The organism is Micavibrio aeruginosavorus EPB (genome assembly GCF_000348745.1).
In the GTDB taxonomy this organism is placed as follows: domain Bacteria; phylum Pseudomonadota; class Alphaproteobacteria; order Micavibrionales; family Micavibrionaceae; genus Micavibrio; species Micavibrio aeruginosavorus_A.
Map to the genome: position 1 here is coordinate 17,373 of NC_020812.1, position 17,809 is coordinate 35,181.

14 protein-coding genes are annotated in these 17,809 nt (G+C 58.0%); 12 read left to right on the plus strand and 2 right to left on the minus strand.

All coding sequences use genetic code 11. The annotated features are described in order from the left end of the window. Positions 1–55: 55 nt before the first annotated feature. From mnmG to A11S_RS00140, 7 genes are all read left to right on the plus strand, one after another. The gene (gene mnmG, locus A11S_RS00110) at positions 56–1,954 is read left to right on the plus strand and encodes a tRNA uridine-5-carboxymethylaminomethyl(34) synthesis enzyme MnmG (protein WP_041802791.1); all 1,899 of its coding nucleotides are present in this window, start codon (positions 56–58) and stop codon (positions 1,952–1,954) included. Next, positions 1,944–2,564, plus strand: a complete 621-nt coding sequence (gene rsmG, locus A11S_RS00115) for a 16S rRNA (guanine(527)-N(7))-methyltransferase RsmG (protein WP_041802794.1) — start codon at positions 1,944–1,946, stop codon at positions 2,562–2,564. The genes mnmG and rsmG overlap by 11 nt, the downstream gene beginning before the upstream one ends. A 99-nt stretch (positions 2,565–2,663) precedes the next feature. Next, the gene (locus A11S_RS00120) at positions 2,664–3,536 is read left to right on the plus strand and encodes a ParA family protein (protein WP_015466429.1); all 873 of its coding nucleotides are present in this window, start codon (positions 2,664–2,666) and stop codon (positions 3,534–3,536) included. After that, positions 3,533–4,480: a ParB/RepB/Spo0J family partition protein gene (locus A11S_RS00125; protein ID WP_015466430.1), complete on the plus strand. Its 948-nt coding sequence runs from the start codon at positions 3,533–3,535 to the stop codon at positions 4,478–4,480. Before A11S_RS00120 ends, A11S_RS00125 begins: the two co-directional genes overlap by 4 nt. A 263-nt stretch (positions 4,481–4,743) precedes the next feature. Then, on the plus strand, positions 4,744–6,828 hold the full coding sequence (locus A11S_RS00130) for a cation:proton antiporter (protein WP_015466431.1): 2,085 nt from the start codon (positions 4,744–4,746) through the stop codon (positions 6,826–6,828). 135 nt (positions 6,829–6,963) lie between these two features. After that, positions 6,964–7,515, plus strand: coding sequence for a TetR/AcrR family transcriptional regulator (locus A11S_RS00135; protein ID WP_235067813.1), 552 nt, complete (start codon positions 6,964–6,966; stop codon positions 7,513–7,515). A 106-nt stretch (positions 7,516–7,621) separates the two neighbouring features. After that, complete coding sequence (locus A11S_RS00140) at positions 7,622–8,164, plus strand: carboxymuconolactone decarboxylase family protein (RefSeq protein ID WP_015466433.1); 543 nt, start codon at positions 7,622–7,624, stop codon at positions 8,162–8,164. 12 nt (positions 8,165–8,176) lie between these two features. Here A11S_RS00140 and A11S_RS00145 read toward each other — a convergent pair whose 3' ends face one another. Continuing rightward, positions 8,177–9,988 carry a gluzincin family metallopeptidase gene (locus A11S_RS00145; protein ID WP_015466434.1) on the minus strand — a complete coding sequence of 604 codons (1,812 nt, stop codon included), beginning with the start codon at positions 9,986–9,988 and terminating at the stop codon, positions 8,177–8,179. Positions 9,989–10,105: 117 nt separating this feature from the next. Here A11S_RS00145 and leuS point away from each other — a divergent pair, with 117 nt between their 5' ends. Genes leuS through holA form a run of 4 tightly spaced genes read left to right on the plus strand, consistent with a single transcriptional unit; the run spans position 10,106 to position 15,477 of the window. Beyond that, on the plus strand, positions 10,106–12,661 hold the full coding sequence (gene leuS, locus A11S_RS00150; RefSeq protein ID WP_015466436.1) for a leucine--tRNA ligase: 2,556 nt from the start codon (positions 10,106–10,108) through the stop codon (positions 12,659–12,661). Beyond that, on the plus strand, positions 12,645–13,832 hold the full coding sequence (locus tag A11S_RS00155) for a hypothetical protein (protein WP_015466437.1): 1,188 nt from the start codon (positions 12,645–12,647) through the stop codon (positions 13,830–13,832). The genes leuS and A11S_RS00155 overlap by 17 nt, the downstream gene beginning before the upstream one ends. Before the next feature lie 40 nt (positions 13,833–13,872). Beyond that, positions 13,873–14,442, plus strand: a complete 570-nt coding sequence (lptE, locus tag A11S_RS11650) for an LPS assembly lipoprotein LptE (protein WP_015466438.1) — start codon at positions 13,873–13,875, stop codon at positions 14,440–14,442. A gap of 9 nt (positions 14,443–14,451) precedes the next feature. Then, positions 14,452–15,477, plus strand: a complete 1,026-nt coding sequence (holA, locus tag A11S_RS00165) for a DNA polymerase III subunit delta (RefSeq protein ID WP_015466439.1) — start codon at positions 14,452–14,454, stop codon at positions 15,475–15,477. A 187-nt stretch (positions 15,478–15,664) separates the two neighbouring features. Here holA and A11S_RS00170 read toward each other — a convergent pair whose 3' ends face one another. After that, complete coding sequence (locus A11S_RS00170; protein ID WP_015466440.1) at positions 15,665–16,210, minus strand: DUF3576 domain-containing protein; 546 nt, start codon at positions 16,208–16,210, stop codon at positions 15,665–15,667. A 408-nt stretch (positions 16,211–16,618) separates the two neighbouring features. Between A11S_RS00170 and A11S_RS00175 the strand changes: the two genes are divergently transcribed. Beyond that, positions 16,619–17,725, plus strand: coding sequence for a porin (locus A11S_RS00175; RefSeq protein WP_015466441.1), 1,107 nt, complete (start codon positions 16,619–16,621; stop codon positions 17,723–17,725). The last annotated feature ends 84 nt before the right edge of the window (positions 17,726–17,809 follow it).

Genomic DNA, 17,809 nt, shown 5'->3' on the forward strand with positions numbered 1-17,809 from the left:
AAAACTGGAATTTTATCCACAGGCGGGATATAAGCGCCCGATGGACACCAAGATCATGAAAACCTCATTCGATGTCATTGTTGTGGGTGGCGGGCACGCGGGCTGTGAAGCCGCTGCGGCGGCCGCGCGTATGGGGGCCGATACGGCCCTGGTCACGCACCGCGCCGATACGATCGGGGTAATGTCGTGCAACCCGGCCATTGGCGGTCTGGGCAAGGGGCATCTGGTGCGCGAGATTGACGCGCTGGACGGTGTCATGGGTCGCGTGATCGACCAATCGGGCATCCAGTTCCGGGTTCTGAACGCATCCAAGGGCCCCGCCGTGCGTGGCCCCCGGGCGCAGGCCGACCGCAAACTGTACCGTGAAGCGATGCAGGCGTTGCTGGCCGACTACCCCAATCTGACGATTATTGAGGGTGGGGCGGATGATTTGATCCTGGACCCCGTATCTGGCGCGGTTGCGGGTTTAAAAACCCTTTCCGGTCAAGAGCTTAAGGCTAAATCCGTGGTGTTGACCACGGGCACGTTCCTGCGCGGGTTGATCCACCGGGGCGAAGAACGCATCCCGGCGGGCCGTGTGGGCGAGGCCCCGGCCGTGGGGCTGGCGCAGACATTGGAGAAGCTCGGCTTCCCGCTGGGCCGTCTGAAAACCGGAACCCCGGCGCGGCTGGATGGATCGACCATCAACTGGTCCATTCTGGAACCCCAGCACGGCGATACTCCGCCCGTGCCGTTTTCATTCATGACGGATGAAATCCGCGTGCCGCAGGTGCCGTGCTATATCACCCACACCACCCAGGCGACGCACGATATCATCCGCGCGAACCTGCACCGCGCGCCGATGTATTCCGGCGCGATCAAGGGCACGGGCCCGCGCTATTGCCCGTCGATTGAGGACAAGGTCGTCCGCTTCGCCGACAAGGAGCGCCACCAGATCTTCCTGGAGCCGGAAGGGCTGGACGACAACACCATCTATCCGAACGGCATTTCCAACGCCCTGCCGATTGAGGTGCAGGACCAGCTCCTCCGCACCATCCCGGGGCTGGAGAATGTCGTGGTCAAGGAATGGGCCTACGCCATTGAGTATGATTATTGCGACCCGCGCGATCTGGGCCCGACGCTGGAATCCAAGCGCCTGAGCGGCCTGTTCCTCGCGGGGCAGATCAATGGCACCACCGGCTATGAAGAAGCCGGGGCGCAAGGCCTGATGGCCGGGGTCAATGCCGCGCTGAAGGCGGAGGGTGCGGGCCGGACCTTTATCCTCGACCGGGCCGAGGCGTATATCGGGGTTTTGATTGACGACCTGATCAGCCGCGGCGCGCCCGAGCCATACCGCATGTTTACCAGCCGGGCGGAATACCGCCTGACCCTGCGCGCCGACAACGCGGACCAGCGCCTGACCGACCGTGGTCTGGACATTGGCTGTGTGTCTGTTTCACGTGAAACACATTGGGCGGCGAAGAAGGCGGCGTTGGAGTCTGGCCGTGCTTTGGCACAGGAACTCCGTGCATCCCCGAATGTTCTGGCCGAAAAAGGTCTGCGCGTGAATATGGACGGGCAGGTGCGCTCGGCCTATGACCTGCTGCGCTATCCGGATATTGATTGGGCGACGCTGTGCCGTGTTTGGCCGGAACTCTCCGCCATCAGCCCGGCGGTGGCTGAGCAGATTGGCATTGATGCCCTCTATGCCGGGTACATGGACCGGCAGGAAACCGACATCGCCGCCTTCCGCAAGGATGAGGCGCTGGTCCTGCCTGTGGATCTGGATTACACGGCGATTGGGTCGCTCTCGACCGAAATCCGCCTGAAACTGCAACAGGCCCGGCCCGTGACACTGGGCGCGGCGGCCCGTATCCCGGGCGTCACCCCGGCGGCGGTCGTGGCCTTGCTCCGTTTCGTCAAGCGCGGCGGTAAACGCCCTGATGAGGCGTCGGATGACCGTGATGTCGCCTAATCCCCTGACCATTCCCGCTGTTTCACGTGAAACAGAAGAAAAGCTCTCCCATTACCGCGCCCTGCTGGAAAAGTGGCAGGCGGCGATCAATCTGGTCAGCCCGGCCACCCTGCCCGAGGCGGATACCCGGCACTTCAAGGATTCCTTGCAGGTTCTGCCGCTGGTTCCGGTTGCGGCCCAGACGCTCTATGATCTGGGCAGCGGAGCAGGGTTTCCGGGACTGGTTCTGGCCATCGCCCGTCCGGATCTGGCTGTGACGCTGGTGGAATCGGACCAAAAGAAATGTTCCTTCCTCTCCACCGTTTCACGTGAAACAAAAGCCGGCGCGACCATCGCCAATGAGCGAATCGAAATGGCCACGGCCAATCGCCCAGCCCCGGACGTGATTACGGCCCGGGCGCTGGCGGCATTGCCCGCTTTGCTGGATCTGGTGGCCCCATGGGTGGCCGCCAATCCGGCCATCACCCTGATCTTCCCCAAGGGCGCCCGCGCCGAGGAAGAGGTGGCGGAAGCACGGAAAACCTGGGCGTTTGACCTGGCTGAACACCAAAGCGCCACCGACCCGGCGGCGCGCATTCTGGTGCTGGCCGCGATCTGCGCAAAATCGTAATAATATTGTGCCCTAAAAAGTTTGACGATCATCGACGCCATCGTGCATGATCGGCCCGCTAAAGATTATCAATTGAACCCCGCTGAATGGAGTGTCTCAATGACCGAACAGGCCGTCTCAACCCCTAAAATCCCGCGTATCATGGCGGTTGCCAACCAAAAGGGCGGCGTGGGTAAGACCACGACGGCGGTCAATCTGGCCACGGCGATGTGCGCAGTGGGCAAGACGGTTTTGCTGGTCGATCTGGATTCACAGGGTAACGCGTCCACGGGTCTGGGTATCAAGCGCGTCGATATCCGCCATTCCAGCTATGACGTCCTGTTCGGCGAAGTCGCGGTCGAAGATGCGATCATGCAGACCAAGGTGCCGAACCTGTCCATCGTTCCGTCTTCCATTCACCTGTCCGGGGCGGAGATTGAACTGGTGGATGTTGAACGCCGGGAATATTGCCTGCGCGATGCGCTGCGCCAACCGCTGCCGTTCGACTATATTATTATTGACTGCGCCCCGTCGCTCAGCCTGCTGACCCTGAATGCTTTGGTCGCGACCGATACGGTTGTGGTTCCCTTGCAATGTGAATTCTATGCGCTGGAGGGGTTGAGCCATCTGGTCAAAACCATCGAGCGCGTGCGCAAGGCCTTTAACCCGACGCTGGATATTCACGGCGTTGTGCTGACCATGTATGACCGCCGCAACAACCTGTCCAGCATGGTTGAAAATGACGTGCGTGAATTTTTCGGTGACAAGGTCTATCGCACCGTGATCCCGCGCAACGTCCGTGTGTCCGAAGCGCCGTCCTTCGGCCTTCCAGCGATTGTCTATGATATGAAAAGTCCGGGTGCGACCGCCTATATCCATCTGGCCAGTGAAGTGCTGAAACGCGAACGTACATTGATGCGCGAAGCGGCAGCGAATGAGCAACAACTTATTGAAAATAAATTACAAAACACCGAAGTGAAAGGGGCTGCATGATGAGTACAGCACGTCGTGGTCTGGGCCGGGGTCTCTCCGCTCTGTTTGATGATGAAGAATTGGTTGGCCCATCTGGTGCGTCGGCTTCGGCTGCGCCCGCCGCCGCATCTGCGGGTCAGGCCGCACCCGCTTGCGGTGCCACGGGGCGCGTGACCCTGTCGGTGACACAATTGATCCCGGGTCCGACCCAGCCGCGGAATGTTTTTGATGACGCGACGCTGAAGGAACTGGCGGAATCCATTTCCGCGCATGGCGTGTTGCAACCGCTGTTGGTGCGTCCGTCGAAGGTGAAGGCCGGATCATACGAAATCATCTGTGGTGAACGCCGCTGGCGCGCCTCGCAAAAGGCGGGCCTGCATGATGTGCCGGTGATCATCCGCGATCTGGATGACACGCAGGCGATGGAAATCGCCCTGATCGAAAACATCCAGCGTGAATCTTTGAGCGTGCTGGATGAGGCCGAGGCCTATATCCGCCTGATGAACGAATTTGGTCACACGCAGGAAAAGCTGGCCGGTGTTGTTGGCAAAAGCCGCAGCCACATCGCCAACACGATCCGTCTGATGGGCTTGCCGGAAAATGTGCGCAAGCTGATCGCGAAAGATGCATTGACCGCCGGTCATGCGCGCGCCTTGATCACCGCCGCCGATCCGGAAGGGTTGGCCCGCGTGGTGGTGGAGAAGGGTCTGTCGGTGCGTGAAACCGAACGTCTGGCCGCAAGCGCCGAAGGCAAAGCGGGCAGCGCAAAAGCCAAAACCGCCAAGCCGGTGAAGGATGTCGATACCCGCGCGTTGGAGCAGGACATCACCGAACGCCTCGGCATGAAAATGTCGATCGATCTGAAAAGCGCGACCAAGGGCACGGTGAAGATCAAGTTTGATGACCTGGATCAACTGGATGTCATTGTGCAAAAACTGGTCGCCATGGGCGCGCGCGGCTTGTAATTCCGCCGTTTTTTAGACCCCAAAATTTGTGCAAAAAGGGTGCAGCATAAAATCTGCACCCTTTTTTGTGCCCGGATTCCGTTGTGCGGTTTGTGGGGCTGGGTGTGAAAAACACCGAAAAAAGATGATTTTTATCCTGTTTTCCACAGGTATTATTCTAAATAAATATAACAAAATCAGTATCTTGTAATTTTTTCTGTGCATCGCACAAGAATGGGAGTAGAGGATTGCCCAGTTCTGAAAAAAACAGGATCCCTTTCAAAATGGTACTGAATATTACATCTGCGTTAGCCTTGTTTGTCCTGATTGCGATTTCGACCGTGATCTTCTTCGTCTCCAAGCGGATCAAAGTTCCTTATACGGTGTTGTTGGTCGCGGTGGGCGTGTTGCTGGTTCCAATTGTGAACCTGCCTTATCTCAAATCCGTGTTCGGCTTTTTGGGCGATATGGCCCTGACGCCTGAACTGCTCTTCTTCATCTTCCTGCCTGTCCTGATTTTTGAATCTGCCTTTAACATGAATATGCGCCGCATGCTGGACAGTGCGTGGGCGATTTCGTTGCTGGCGGTTGTCGGGATGGTGATTTCCACGATTACGGTGGCCACCTTGTTGTTCTTTGCACTGCCGCTGGTGGGCATTGAAATTCCGTTCATGCTGGCGCTGGTGTTCGGCGCGGTGATTTCACCGACCGATCCGGTGGCTGTGCTGGCCATCTTCAAGGAATGCCACGTGCCGCGTCGTCTGGGACTGGTGTTCGAAGGGGAAAGCCTGCTGAATGATGGTACGGCGGTGGCGTTGTTTATGGTGTTGCTGGGTGTGGCCACAACGGGCTTCCACGGCGCTGAAACAATCATGCACGGCATGTTTGAATTCGTCATGATGTTGGTTTTGGGTGTGGGTTTGGGTCTGGTGATGGCCGCGGTCTTTACCCGGGCTTTGCGCTACACCAAAAAGAACGAATTTGTGACGGTGACGCTGATCCTGATTTCCGCGCACCTGGTGTTTATCACCTGCGAATTGATCAACCATACCGGCGTGATCCACGTCTCATCCATTATCGCGACCACGGTTGCGGCGCTGTTCATGGGGAACTATTCCCGCAACACGCTGCACCCCGAAGTAGACGGCTATCTGGGCAAGCTGATCGAACACATGGCGTTCGTTGTGAACTCGCTGGTGTTCCTGATGGCGGGTCTGTTGTTCGCCAGCGCGGGTGTTGATCTGGCGCATCTGTGGCTGCCGATTTTGGTCACGGTGCTGGTGGTGGCGTTCTCGCGCGTGATTGCGGTGTATGCCGTGACCGTGCCGCTGAACCTCAGCAAGGTCGAGGCCCCAATCCCCGCCGCCTGGGAAAAATTGCTGGCCTGGGGCAGTTTGCGCGGGGCGTTGTCGATTATTATCGTCACGCTGATCCCGGCCGATTTCACGGTTCCGGGCTGGAATTTGCCCTACACGCCGCAGGAATTTCTGCTGTCCTTGACCATCGGGTGCATTCTGGCGACCTTGTTTATCAAGGCCCCGCTGATCGTGCCGATCATGAAAAAGCTGAAAGTCACGGATGAAAACCCGCTGAAAAAGGCGCACGAAGCCGATCTGGGGATCTATTACCTCCAGACTGAACGCGCGCGGCTGGTGAAGCACCATGAAAAGGGCTTCGTCCGTCCTGAGCATTTCGATGCGATGATGCAGCGTCTGGACCAAAAGCTGGCCGAAGCCGAAGCCTTGCGGGCGGATCTGGTGCGGGCCCATGGCCGGATCATTTTCGATCAATCCCTGCATCTGGCGATGGTTCACGTTGAAAAAACGGCCCTGAAAAACCTGTTCATCAACGAAGAGGTGAGCGAGCAAACCTATCGCCGCCTGTACAGCAAGCTGTGCCTGCAACAGGAAAAAATCGAACAAGCCCGCCACGATGAAATCGACCCGCGCGCCTACACCGACCGCAAGGACGTGTTCGACAAGCTGGTGGCGTTGGTCAACATGCCGTTTGACCGCAACCGCGGCCTGATCACCCCGGCCCAGCGGTTGGAATATTACCGCGCCCAGATGATCATTGCCCGCAAGGCGGTTCAGACCATCGAATGCATGCAGACCGAACACGGCAACCCGGTCTTCCTGCCGGAATCCTATGACCAGGTTCTGGCCCTGTACCGCCAATACAAAAAACGCTCCGGCGAAAAGGCGGATAATATGGTCGCGGAATACCGGGATGAATTGCTGCCCTATTTGCACAAGCTGGCGGAGCGGTCCTTGTTCGCCTCGGGTGGCCGGGCGCTGGATTACCTGCATGACAAGGGGTTGGTGGACGAACACGTCATGCACGATCTGCGCGAGCATTTCTCTGTCTAAACAGAGGGTTCACAGAATAGGGAAGGGCGCGGATCAAACCGCGCCCTTTTTGTTGGCGGAAAACCCTTGACTCTTTTTGTACCGAATGGTATATCTATATATAGATAGAATGAAACGAGGACGATGATGTCTGATATGCGCGAACAAGTCTTACAAGTGGCCGGGGACCTGACGCAGGCGCGGGGGTTCAACGGGTTCAGCTATATCGATTTGTCGAACGCGGTTGGGATCAAAACGTCCAGCATCCATTATTATTTCAAAAAGAAGGATGATCTGGCCGTCGCCCTGATTGACCGCCAGCGCAAGATCGTCGGCGAAAAATTGGCGGCGATTGATACGGCCCAAATGTCGCCTCAAGCGTCATTGCAGGCTTTGGGCGATTTATTCAAAAGCTTCATCACCGGGCGGCAGGATAATTTCTGCCTGTGCGGCATGCTGGCCGCGGAGTTTGCGGCCATGAATGAACCGGCCCGCGCGGCGTTGAAGGCGTATTTCGATGATGTGCGCGGCTGGCTGGCCGGGCAATTTGTGCGGCTGGACCCATCCATCCCATCCGATCAGGCACAGGCCAAAGCGCTGTGCTTTATCGGTGCGCTGGAGGGGGTGTTGCTGATCGCGCGGCTGGAGAAAAATCCGGCCCTGATTGATCAGGCTATTGCCCCATTTTTCAAGATTTCCGGGAGATAGAAAGGGTGGCGACCACCCGCCTTTTCTCTCTCCCTGAATATCTATCTTTATATAGATAGAATCGAACGACGACTATGCATTAAAACCCAAACCCAAGGAGACGATCATGACTATTCAACCTGTAAATCCGGATACCGCCACGGGCCGTGTTGCTGAATTGCTGTCCGGGGCGAAAGCCAAGCTGGGCATGGTGCCGAACATGTTCCGCGTCATCGCCAACGCCCCCAAAGTGCTGGAGGGGTATTTTGCCTTCTCCGGCGTTGTTGGCAACACGCTGAACGGCAAAGCCCGCGAACAATTGGCCATCGCCTTGGCCAGCAGCAATGATTGCGGCTATTGCCTGAGCGCCCACACGGCGCTGGGTCGCATGGCGGGAATTGGCGCGGATGATTTGCGCTCCGCCCAAAGCGGCACGGTGTCGGACCCGAAAACCCAGGCGATGATCGACTTCGCCCTGGAGGTCAACCGCACCCATGGCGAGAATATGCAGTCCGGCGTCGCCGCCGCCCGTGCTGCGGGCCTCAGCGATGAAGAATTGCTGGAAATCATCGCCAATGTCGCGCTGAACATTTTCACCAACGCGGTGAACGGCGTGGCGGAAACCGAGATCGATTTCCCGAAGGTCGAAATCATCAAAAAAGCCGCGTAAAATCAGCGGTTTCTAAACAGCAGACCCATCCGACGGAGCGCGTGAAAAGGCCACATTCATGCGCTCTTTCGCGTCCGCGCCTTGGTTGTTTTGCTGCATGTTTTTGTGCAGGCCCGTACCCGGTTCTGCCAGACGGCCCAGCCGGTCGAGATAGGTGCGCATGCTGGGCCGGGTGCCGGACGCCATTTCCAGCAGGATCAGCGGGCGGAAGCGGCCCGCTTGTGCAAACACACGGTCTTCGATGAAGGTGGCGTAGGGGCGCAAATAATCGGCCAATGTTGCAGCATTTTGATCAAGCCCGGGCGTATCCCGTGCCAGCGCATCATGCAGGGCGCTGGCCGCAATCGCGCCCGTCTGGTACGCCCAGAAATAGCCCATTTGTCGGTCAAACCAATGGCTTTCCGCCACCATGAAATCATCCGGATCATGCGGCTGGCCGGTAAATTGCTGCATGGTCTCGGCCCAGAAGCGGGGCAGGTCGGCGACGCGCATCTCCTCATCCAGAATGCGGCGTTCGGCCAGCACGCGCCACGCCATATTGGGCGGCAGGGCCAGTTCGCTGGTGCCCCAGTTCATGTCGTGCGGGTCGGGCCGGGTGGCCAGAGCGTGTAAATTCTCCGGCGCCCATTCCGGCCCGTCTACGTGCAATATGCTGCGGATCAGGGGGGCGGTAATGGCGAAGAAGCGTTTTTTGTACCCCGCCTGTTCAAAAAACATCGCGGCGGCTTCGTGTGTGTTGTATCCGTTCACGCGGCCCACGGGCTGGGACTTCACCGCATCGGGCAGGCGGTTGAGGGCCAGTAAATACAGCAGATGGCCGCATTCATGCATGGCATTGCTCAGGCCCCGGATCACGTCATCTTCGTAACATTCGATGGCCAGTTTGATGCGGTTGGGCGTGCCCCAGCAAAACCCGTTGGGCAGGGTGGTAAAATCAATCTCGATATCATGATGGTCCAGCTGGGCTTGATCCCATCCGCCCGCATCCAGAAAGGCGTTCAGCACATGGCGGAATAATTTTTGCTGCAGCTCTTCCGCAACATCGGGCAGGGGCAAAGGCGGCGGCGCATCGCGCAATTCTTTCGCCAACCCCTGTAAATTATGGGGGTATCGCGTTTTTGCGGATTCAATGGCGCGGTCAATATCGCTGTTGCGCGTGTGCGGGTTCCATTCATCCAGCAACACCTCCGACACCGCCACGCCCAACCGTCGGGCGGGTTCGGCGGCCAATTGGCGGCGCAAGGAAAAGATGTTTTCAAGGATCGGTTGCTGCGCGGCCCATGCGGCGCGCGGCCCGTCGCGCTCGGACAGTTCAAACGTCTCCAGCCACTGGGATTCCGAGTGTTTCAACGCATCTTCCAGCGCATCAATCAATTCCGGATGGGTCAGGCCGGATGACAAATCATGCAACCGCCGCATTTCCTGTAAATTCGCCTGATCCCAGTCGGGCAGGGCGTTGGCAATGCTATCGGCCTGATCCAGCAGGGTATCGACATGGTACCGGTCACTGTTGAGCAGGCGGAACTGGTTATGCCGGCGGCCCTTGATGTCGGCGACAATGGAATCCAGCGCCTCGTTGGACGCCAGCCATTTTTCGGCCTGCAAAATATCGATCTGGTCGGATTCACTCTGCCACGCGCCAAAGATACGGCGCAGCCGGTCATACGCGGCCAGCCCGTCCTCCGGCGTTGGTGGTGTGCGGGTCAGCGCCAGCGTCGTCCGTTCCGGTTCCACCCCGAACAGGCGCAAAACATTCTCCGCCACGCGCCGCCAGACGGCCCGCAGGAAAAAGATCGTCCGTGGTGTTTCATACGCGGAACGCATGGGGCTGATTGTCTTTGAAAACATTGAAAAAATGGATAATGTGGTGCGGCATATGGCGTGGCGGTTTTGCCGGGGCGCGCCTGTTATGATTTATCCTGCATTATCAACGAGATAGCGATGAGCAAATACAATATCCGCGACACCGAAGCCAAATGGCGCAAAGTCTGGGAAGACCGCCAGTCCTTTGCCAGCGCGGAAGATCAGAGCCAGAAAAAATACTACGTGCTGGAAATGTTCCCGTATCCGTCGGGGCGGATTCACATGGGGCACGTGCGGAATTACACGCTGGGCGACGTTGTGGCGCGCTATCGCAAGGCGCAGGGGTTTAACGTCATTCACCCGATGGGGTGGGATGCGTTCGGCCTGCCGGCGGAAAACGCGGCGATGGAACGCGGCGAACATCCCGGCACATGGACCTACGCGAATATTGCGGTCATGCGCGACCAGCTGAAATCCATGGGCCTGTCGATTGATTGGTCCCGTGAGGTCGCCACCTGCCACCCCGGGTACTACAAACACGAACAGAAAATGTTCCTGGAGTTCTATCGCAAGGGCTTGGCCTATCGCAAAGAAAGCTGGGTCAACTGGGACCCGGTCGATAACACCGTTCTGGCCAACGAACAGGTGGTGGACGGCAAGGGCTGGCGCACCGGGGCCCCGGTGGAACGCCGCAAATTGTCGCAATGGTTCCTGAAAATCACCGATTACGCCGAAGATTTGCTGCAGGGGATCCAGACGCTGGATCGCTGGCCGGAAAAGGTCCGCATCATGCAGGAAAACTGGATCGGCAAGTCCCAGGGCCTGCAATTCAAATTCGACATGGTCGGCTCTGATCAGCAGATCGAGGTGTACACCACCCGTCCGGACACGCTGTTTGGGGCGTCGTTCGTGGGCTTGTCCCCGAACCATCCGATGGCCGCGCAACTGGCCGGGCATCTGCCGGAATTTGAAGCCTTTATGGCCAAGGTGCAGCAAGGCGGCACATCCGAAGCGGCGATTGAACAGGGCGAAAAATTCGGTCTGGACACTGGTGCGCGGGTGAAACACCCGTTGATCCCGGGTGTGGAATTGCCGGTCTATCTGGCCAACTTCATCCTGATGGATTACGGCACGGGCGCGATTTTCGGCTGCCCGGCGCATGACCAACGCGACTTTGATTTCGCAACAAAATACGGCCTGTCCATCACCCGCGTTATTGGCGCAGCCAATGGGGAAGAGGGCGATTTGCCGTACACGGGCGATGGCGTTCTGGTCAATTCCGACTTCCTGAACGGTATGACCGTGGATGCAGCAAAATCCGAAGTGATCAAGCGGATGGAGGCAGATAAACGCGGCTTTGGCACCACGCAATATCGCCTGCGCGATTGGGGCATTTCACGCCAGCGGTACTGGGGTTGCCCGATCCCGATGGTGCATTGTGATGCGTGCGGCATCGTTCCGGTGCCGGATGATCAACTGCCTGTGACCCTGCCGGATGATGTGACGTTTGATAAACCGGGCAACCCGCTGGCGCACCATCCGACATGGAAAAATTGTGCATGCCCGTCCTGCGGCAAGCCGGCGCAACGCGAAACCGACACGTTCGATACGTTCTTTGAATCCAGCTGGTATTTCGCGCGTTATTGCGACCCGCGCAACGAAAACGAGGCGTTTTCAAAGGAAAAAGCGGGCTATTGGCTCCCGGTCGATCAATATATCGGCGGGGTGGAGCATGCCGTGCTGCACCTTCTCTATTCCCGTTTCTTCACCCGTGCGTTGAAGGATTGCGGGTATCTTGATGTGGCCGAACCCTTCGCCGGCCTGTTTACGCAAGGCATGGTCACCCACGCCACGTACAAGGATGCGGATGGCAAATGGCTGTTGCCCGATGATGCGGTCGAAGACGGCAAAGGCGGGTATAAACACGCCAAAACCGGCGCGCCCGTGACGCAAGGCCGCATTGAAAAAATGTCGAAATCCAAGAAAAACGTGGTCGATCCGGAAGTGATTTTGGGCACCTATGGCGCCGATGCGGCCCGGTTGTTCATCCTGTCGGATTCCCCGCCGGAACGCGATCTGGAATGGACGGATGCCGGGGTCGAAGGGTCCTGGCGGTTCGTCAACCGTGTGCATCGTATGGTGGATGACGTGCTGGCGACGCTGCCAACCGCAAAAACACCCGCGCCGTCCGCCTTTGGCGATGCGGCAACCGCATTGCGCCGGGCATCCCACGGCGTGATGGCCGGGGTGGCGACGGATATCGAAGCCTTCCATTTGAACAAGGCGGTGGCCCGTATTCGCGAACTGTCCAACACGATTGGATCGTTCAAGGCCAATGATGCCGCGGATCACTGGGCTGTGCGCGAAGCGGTGGAAACACTGGTTCAGTGCATGAACCCGATGATGCCGCATTTGGCCGAGGAATTGTGGGCCGCGCTGGGGCATGCCACCCTGCTGGTGGACACGCCGTGGCCGAAGGCCGATCCCGCTTTGCTGCAATCCGATACCGTGACCATCGCGGTGCAGGTGAACGGCAAAATGCGCGCCACCATCACCTTGCCCAAGGATGCGGATAAAACGCATGCCGAACAAACCGCCCTGGCCGATGCCAACGTGCAAAAGGCATTGGAGGGCAAGGATGTGCGCAAAATCATCATCGTGCCGAACCGGATCGTCAATGTGGTTGTGGGCTAAAAACACCGCCCTGATCGGGCTTCTGACCCTGTTGTCCACGCCCGCTTTGGCTGGGCTGGAGCAGGGGCGCTGGTCCACGCCCGTGGGTGGTGATTTGGTACAGGTGTACCAGGTGCCCCCACGGCAAAGCACCTCCTTTGCCCTGAACCGCACGCATTACGATGTGGCGGACCAGATGTTCATTCTGGATATGGCGGAATTGCCCGGGCACGTGAACGAAGCCGCCCCACCCAAGCCCGAAGATTTGCGCCACATGGCCTTTTTGCTGCGCCTGAATACGCAGCAAAGCCAATGGCTGACAACCGAGCAGGGGCGCGATTTATTTAATGCGGATGTGGTGCCTCTGCCGCCATTTGGGGCGGCGTTCACTCTGGCGCTGGATGATCTGCGGGCGGGTACAGCCGCCCCGGTCGAACAACCTTATGGCACGTTGGACCTGACGCCTGTGTTGCAGGAAGAGGCGCAAAAGCAAATGCGCCTGTGGCCACCGGGTATGGCGGAACAGGCCGGTGGGACCATCGGGTTTGATGTGCGTGATGATGCGGGGGCGGTGCTGGCATCGTTCCGCGCTGAATTTATTGATACGCCGCTGGCTTATCGCGGGGCGTGGTCGCCGGATGGGCGCTGGGTGTTCCTGCCCTTGCCGCAGCGGGCGAAAACCGAATGGGTTGCGGCGATGGGGGCGTTTGCCACGCGCGATATTCTGGTCTTGGGCCCGTTTGAAACCACCCGGTCCCGCGATGCCATTCGCATGGAATTGCGTGACCGCGCGGCCAAGGAAGGGCGCACCAGCCGGACCGCCGATTTTGCGGCCGGTAAGATCAGCGCCGATGAATTTTTTGGCCCCGCTTTGAATGATGCGCGGGCGCGGGTGCAACGCTGTGCCGATCTGCGGGATGCAATCGGCCCGATTTATGAACTCAGCATCAAAAATGCCAAGGATGCACGCCCGCTTTATCCGCCGGGGGATGGCGATCGCCTGCCCGTGGGCCAGCTTTTCACCCTGAAGCTGGATGCGGAAAAGGTGCGTGGTAAGGTGGTTGTGGCGGGGTTGGACCCGGCGGCGGCCCCGGCCATTGCGGCCTTTGCCGCGGATCAGGGCTGGACGAACGATGTCCAAACCGTCATGGTTCACACCACGGACGGGGTTTTGACGTTGAAATGCCCGTAGGGGGTTTGTGGTCGGAATGACAGGAATAGAGGAATAAGACGTGCGCTTTTTTGGATTGATGCTGACCTGTGTTGTTCTGGCGCTGAGCGTGTCCGCCTGCGGGTTCCGGCCCATGTATGGCACGGCGGCGATCCCGTCCGGCGCGCGCGTGGCCCTGAACGATGTGGCCATCAGCAATATTCCTGATCGCTCCGGCCAGCAATTGCGCAACGCTTTGATGGATCGGTTTTATGCCGAAGGCCGCCCGGCTGATGCACGCTATCGCCTTGATATCGCGCCGATTTCTGAAGTAAAAACCGAATTGGACATGACCAAAAGCGCCGATACAACCCGGGCCCAGCTGCGCCTGCGCACGACGATGGTGCTGGTCGATGGGGTGAGTGGGCAACCGGTGCTGGAGCGCGCTTTGTCCACGATCACCAGTTACAACGTTCTGGGCAGCCAGTTTTCAACCCGTGTGACCGAACAAAACGCGCGCGATAACGGCATCAATGACCTGTCCCGCCAGATTGAACAGGCGGTGATCCTGTACATGAACCGCACCCCGCAACAAAAAACACCGTATGAGGCGCAAGCCGTTGACGGTGTGCGTTATAAAATCCTGCCCTAAGATCCCGGTATGAAACTCACCTTTCGTCAGATTGAACCCTTCGTCAAAGCCCCGGACCCTGCGGCCCGGGTGGTGCTGGTGTTCGGCCCGGACGAGGGGTTGATGAAGGAACGGGCCGCCCTGATCGGTAAAACGGTGGTGGCAGATTTGAACGATCCGTTCAATGTTGCGGTGTTGAACGCGGATTCTCTGGGGTCTGACCCCGCGCGGTTGAATGACGAGGCGCGGGCCATTTCCATGATGGGCGGCAACCGCCTGATCCGCATCGAAAGCGGGGCGGACAGCTTGACCCCGTTGATCAAGGAGTATCTGGCCGACCCATCGCCCACGGCTTTGGTGGTGATTGAGGGGGGTGATCTATCCACCCGGTCATCCCTGCGTAAATTGGTCGAAAGTGCAAAAAATGCTGCGGCCTTGCCCTGCTATGTGGCCGAGGCACGGGATGTGTCCGGCCTGATCCGCGAAATGCTGCAGGATGCGGGATTGCGCATTGATAACGATGCCAATGCCTGGCTGGCGCAGCAATTGACGGGTGACCGCCTGTTGGCGCGGGCCGAAATTGAAAAACTGATCACCTATATGATCTCCGCCCCCGATAAATCCGTGCATCTGGATGATGTAATGGCCTGTTGTGGTCAGGGCGGGGCAAAATCGCTGGATGATCTGATTTTTGCGACCTTGGGCGGGGATACTGAAAGTGCCCTGCGCACCTTCCGCCAATTGCTGGATGAAGGCACGGCGATCATTGCCATGCTGCGGTCCCTGCAAAACCATGTCCGCCGCCTGCATCTGGCCCGCGTGGCGATGGATCAGGGTGCCAATGCGAAAGAGGCAATGGACAGCCTCAATCCCAAAGTGTTCTTCAAATGGGAAGATTCTTTCCGCGGCCAGTTGATGCGGTTCAGCGCCACGCGACTGGATACAATCATGCAACGCTTGATGCGGCTGGAAGCGGATTGCAAACAAACCGGCACGCCGGATGAACTGGTGACGGCGCAGGCCTTGCTGTCGATCAGTGCGGCAGCCAGACGCTAATTTCCCCCTTTTTTTATTTTGTCATTCCCGTGAAAACGGGAATCCATACGGTGCGCCGGATAATCACTATGGATTCCCGCCTTCGCGGGAATGACGACTGAGGGGGCCAACAAAAAGCCCCGCCATAACGGCAGGGCTTTTTCTTTATTCTCCGATCATCTGGTCATCCGATGATCCGTTCATCCTCTTAATCCTTCGCCAGTTGCTCCACCCGCATCTGACGGGCGCGGGTCAGGATGGCGTCTTCGACCTGACGGCCGGTTTCAACGCTGGCCGGGGCATCGCGCCATTCATTGCCTTTACGCACCTGGCGGAAGACTTTGACCTGAATCCCGTCAGACCGCAGCTGGCGATCCAGGATAAAGACGTTCAGCTTGATGCGCTCGCCCGGTGTTTCCGGCGGTGTGTACCAATCGGTCAGGATCACGCCACCAAACGGATCGGCGCTGGCCAGCGGCATAAAGGACACGGTGTCCAACGCCGCACGCCACAGATAGCTGTTGACGGTGACGCCATCGGCCCCGGTCGTGTCGGCCTTCTTCTTGCCCAGCAGGCTGATGCCGCCATCGCCGAAGATGCTCTGCGTGTCGCTGTAAATGTCGTTCTGGTCCACTTTGGTGTTGCGGTCCATCCCTGTCGGGTATTTGGCCTCACCCTTCGGCACGGAAGAGCAGGCGGATACGGCCGCAACGGCCATCAAAGACAGGGTTAAAACCAGAAAACGCGATGTCATGCGGGAAAACCTCTTTATATATAAGAACGTGTCTGATGATTTAGCATGCGGGGCAGCAAGCCTCAAGCGCGGGGTTTTTGCCGCCTCTTTCCTTACCTGTCATTCCCGCGAAAGCGGGAATCCATTGTGACCATCCCCAAAATCCCATGGATTCCCGCTTTCGCGGGAATGACGATGGGGGGTGCTTTATTTTTATCTAATTGAAAAACAATGATAATTTATCAATGTGGCAAAAAAATCACACCCGGGCCTCGAAATGTGGCTTCTTTGCACTTCTGTCGTTGAAAACCTGACCCTCCGGTGACATCCTTATGCCCATACGTGCCGTCCGGCATGGGGATCAGTGCAAATTGATAACCTTGAATCCGAACGGATGCGATTTTTTGTGAAACTGGAGGAACTATCCAAATGAAAAATATCCTGATGATGACCGTTGCTGTTGGTGCACTGGCTTTCGCTGCTGCTCCTGCAATGGCACAAGACGGCGGCGTTGATCTGAGCATCGCTGGCCACATGAAAGGTTACGTAACCTGGAACGACCAAGACGAAGCTGCTGGCCAGCCGGACGCTCGCTCGGTTGACATCCTGCGCGAAACCGAAATTCACTTCACCGGCGAAACCACGCTGGACAACGGCCTGACCGTTGGTTTCCACACGGAACTGGAAGATGACCTGGGTGATGGCTTTGCTACGGAAGAAAGCTATGCTTACTTCGCTGGCAACTGGGGCCGCGTAAACTTCGGTGCTGAAGATGGCGCTGGCTACTTGCTGCAAGTTGCTGCTCCGTCCGCTGACTCCAACGTTGACGGCATCCGTCAGTACATCAGCGCGTTCAACACGACCGTTGCTGGCGTTGCTGCTGGTGCAACCGGCGCTCTGGACTATGACATGGCTCCGACGGCTGCTGCTGACAAAATCACCTACATCTCCCCGAACTTCAACGGCTTCCAAGCTGGTGTGTCTTACACGCCGGACGTAGAAGATGTTGCTGGTACAGCTCTGGGTTCACGTTCTCTGGGCGTGTCCACGGATGATGTTGCTGACGCTCTGGGCCAAGCCTATGAAGGCGCTGTTCGTTACGAAGGTAACTTCGACGCGTTCCGTCTGGCCGTTGGCGCTGGTTATGCTCAAGTTGAAGTTGAGCAAGAAACCGCAGCTTCTGACGACGTTCAAACCTGGAACGTTGGCGCAAACGTTGGCTTCGGCGCGTTTAACGTTGGTGCAGTATACTTCGACGGCGAAAACACCGCCGGCACGAAAGATGCTGACACAGACGGTTTCGTTGTTGGTGTTGACTACACGACCGGCCCGTTCGTTATCGGCGCTTCCTACTACAACGCTGACGACATCGACGGTGTTGCTAACGTAGACGCTGAGCGTTATTCCGGTGGCGTAACCTACAACTACGGCCCGGGCATGTCCTTCCGTGGTTCCGTACACCACGTACAATATGACCAAGTTGGTGGCGACGTAGACGGTACGTCCCTGCTGCTGGGTACGCAAATCAACTTCTAATCTTCGGATTGGATGATGAATTGGGAAGGGGGGCCTCACGGCCTCCCTTCTTTTTTTGTTGTGGTCACGGGGCTGTCTTTGATC

What these genes read in the sequence shown, in the direction of transcription:
- mnmG (WP_041802791.1), top strand. Translation starts at nt 56, where the DNA reads ATGAAAACCTCATTCGATGTCATTGTTGTGGGTGGCGGGCACGCGGGC.
- A11S_RS00130 (WP_015466431.1), top strand. Translation starts at nt 4,744, where the DNA reads ATGGTACTGAATATTACATCTGCGTTAGCCTTGTTTGTCCTGATTGCG.
- A11S_RS00120 (WP_015466429.1), top strand. Translation starts at nt 2,664, where the DNA reads ATGACCGAACAGGCCGTCTCAACCCCTAAAATCCCGCGTATCATGGCG.
- A11S_RS00145 (WP_015466434.1), bottom strand. Translation starts at nt 9,988, where the DNA reads ATGCGTTCCGCGTATGAAACACCACGGACGATCTTTTTCCTGCGGGCC.
- A11S_RS00125 (WP_015466430.1), top strand. Translation starts at nt 3,533, where the DNA reads ATGATGAGTACAGCACGTCGTGGTCTGGGCCGGGGTCTCTCCGCTCTG.
- leuS (WP_015466436.1), top strand. Translation starts at nt 10,106, where the DNA reads ATGAGCAAATACAATATCCGCGACACCGAAGCCAAATGGCGCAAAGTC.
- A11S_RS00135 (WP_235067813.1), top strand. Translation starts at nt 6,964, where the DNA reads ATGCGCGAACAAGTCTTACAAGTGGCCGGGGACCTGACGCAGGCGCGG.
- A11S_RS00140 (WP_015466433.1), top strand. Translation starts at nt 7,622, where the DNA reads ATGACTATTCAACCTGTAAATCCGGATACCGCCACGGGCCGTGTTGCT.
- A11S_RS00170 (WP_015466440.1), bottom strand. Translation starts at nt 16,210, where the DNA reads ATGACATCGCGTTTTCTGGTTTTAACCCTGTCTTTGATGGCCGTTGCG.
- A11S_RS00155 (WP_015466437.1), top strand. Translation starts at nt 12,645, where the DNA reads ATGTGGTTGTGGGCTAAAAACACCGCCCTGATCGGGCTTCTGACCCTG.
- holA (WP_015466439.1), top strand. Translation starts at nt 14,452, where the DNA reads ATGAAACTCACCTTTCGTCAGATTGAACCCTTCGTCAAAGCCCCGGAC.
- A11S_RS00175 (WP_015466441.1), top strand. Translation starts at nt 16,619, where the DNA reads ATGAAAAATATCCTGATGATGACCGTTGCTGTTGGTGCACTGGCTTTC.
- rsmG (WP_041802794.1), top strand. Translation starts at nt 1,944, where the DNA reads ATGTCGCCTAATCCCCTGACCATTCCCGCTGTTTCACGTGAAACAGAA.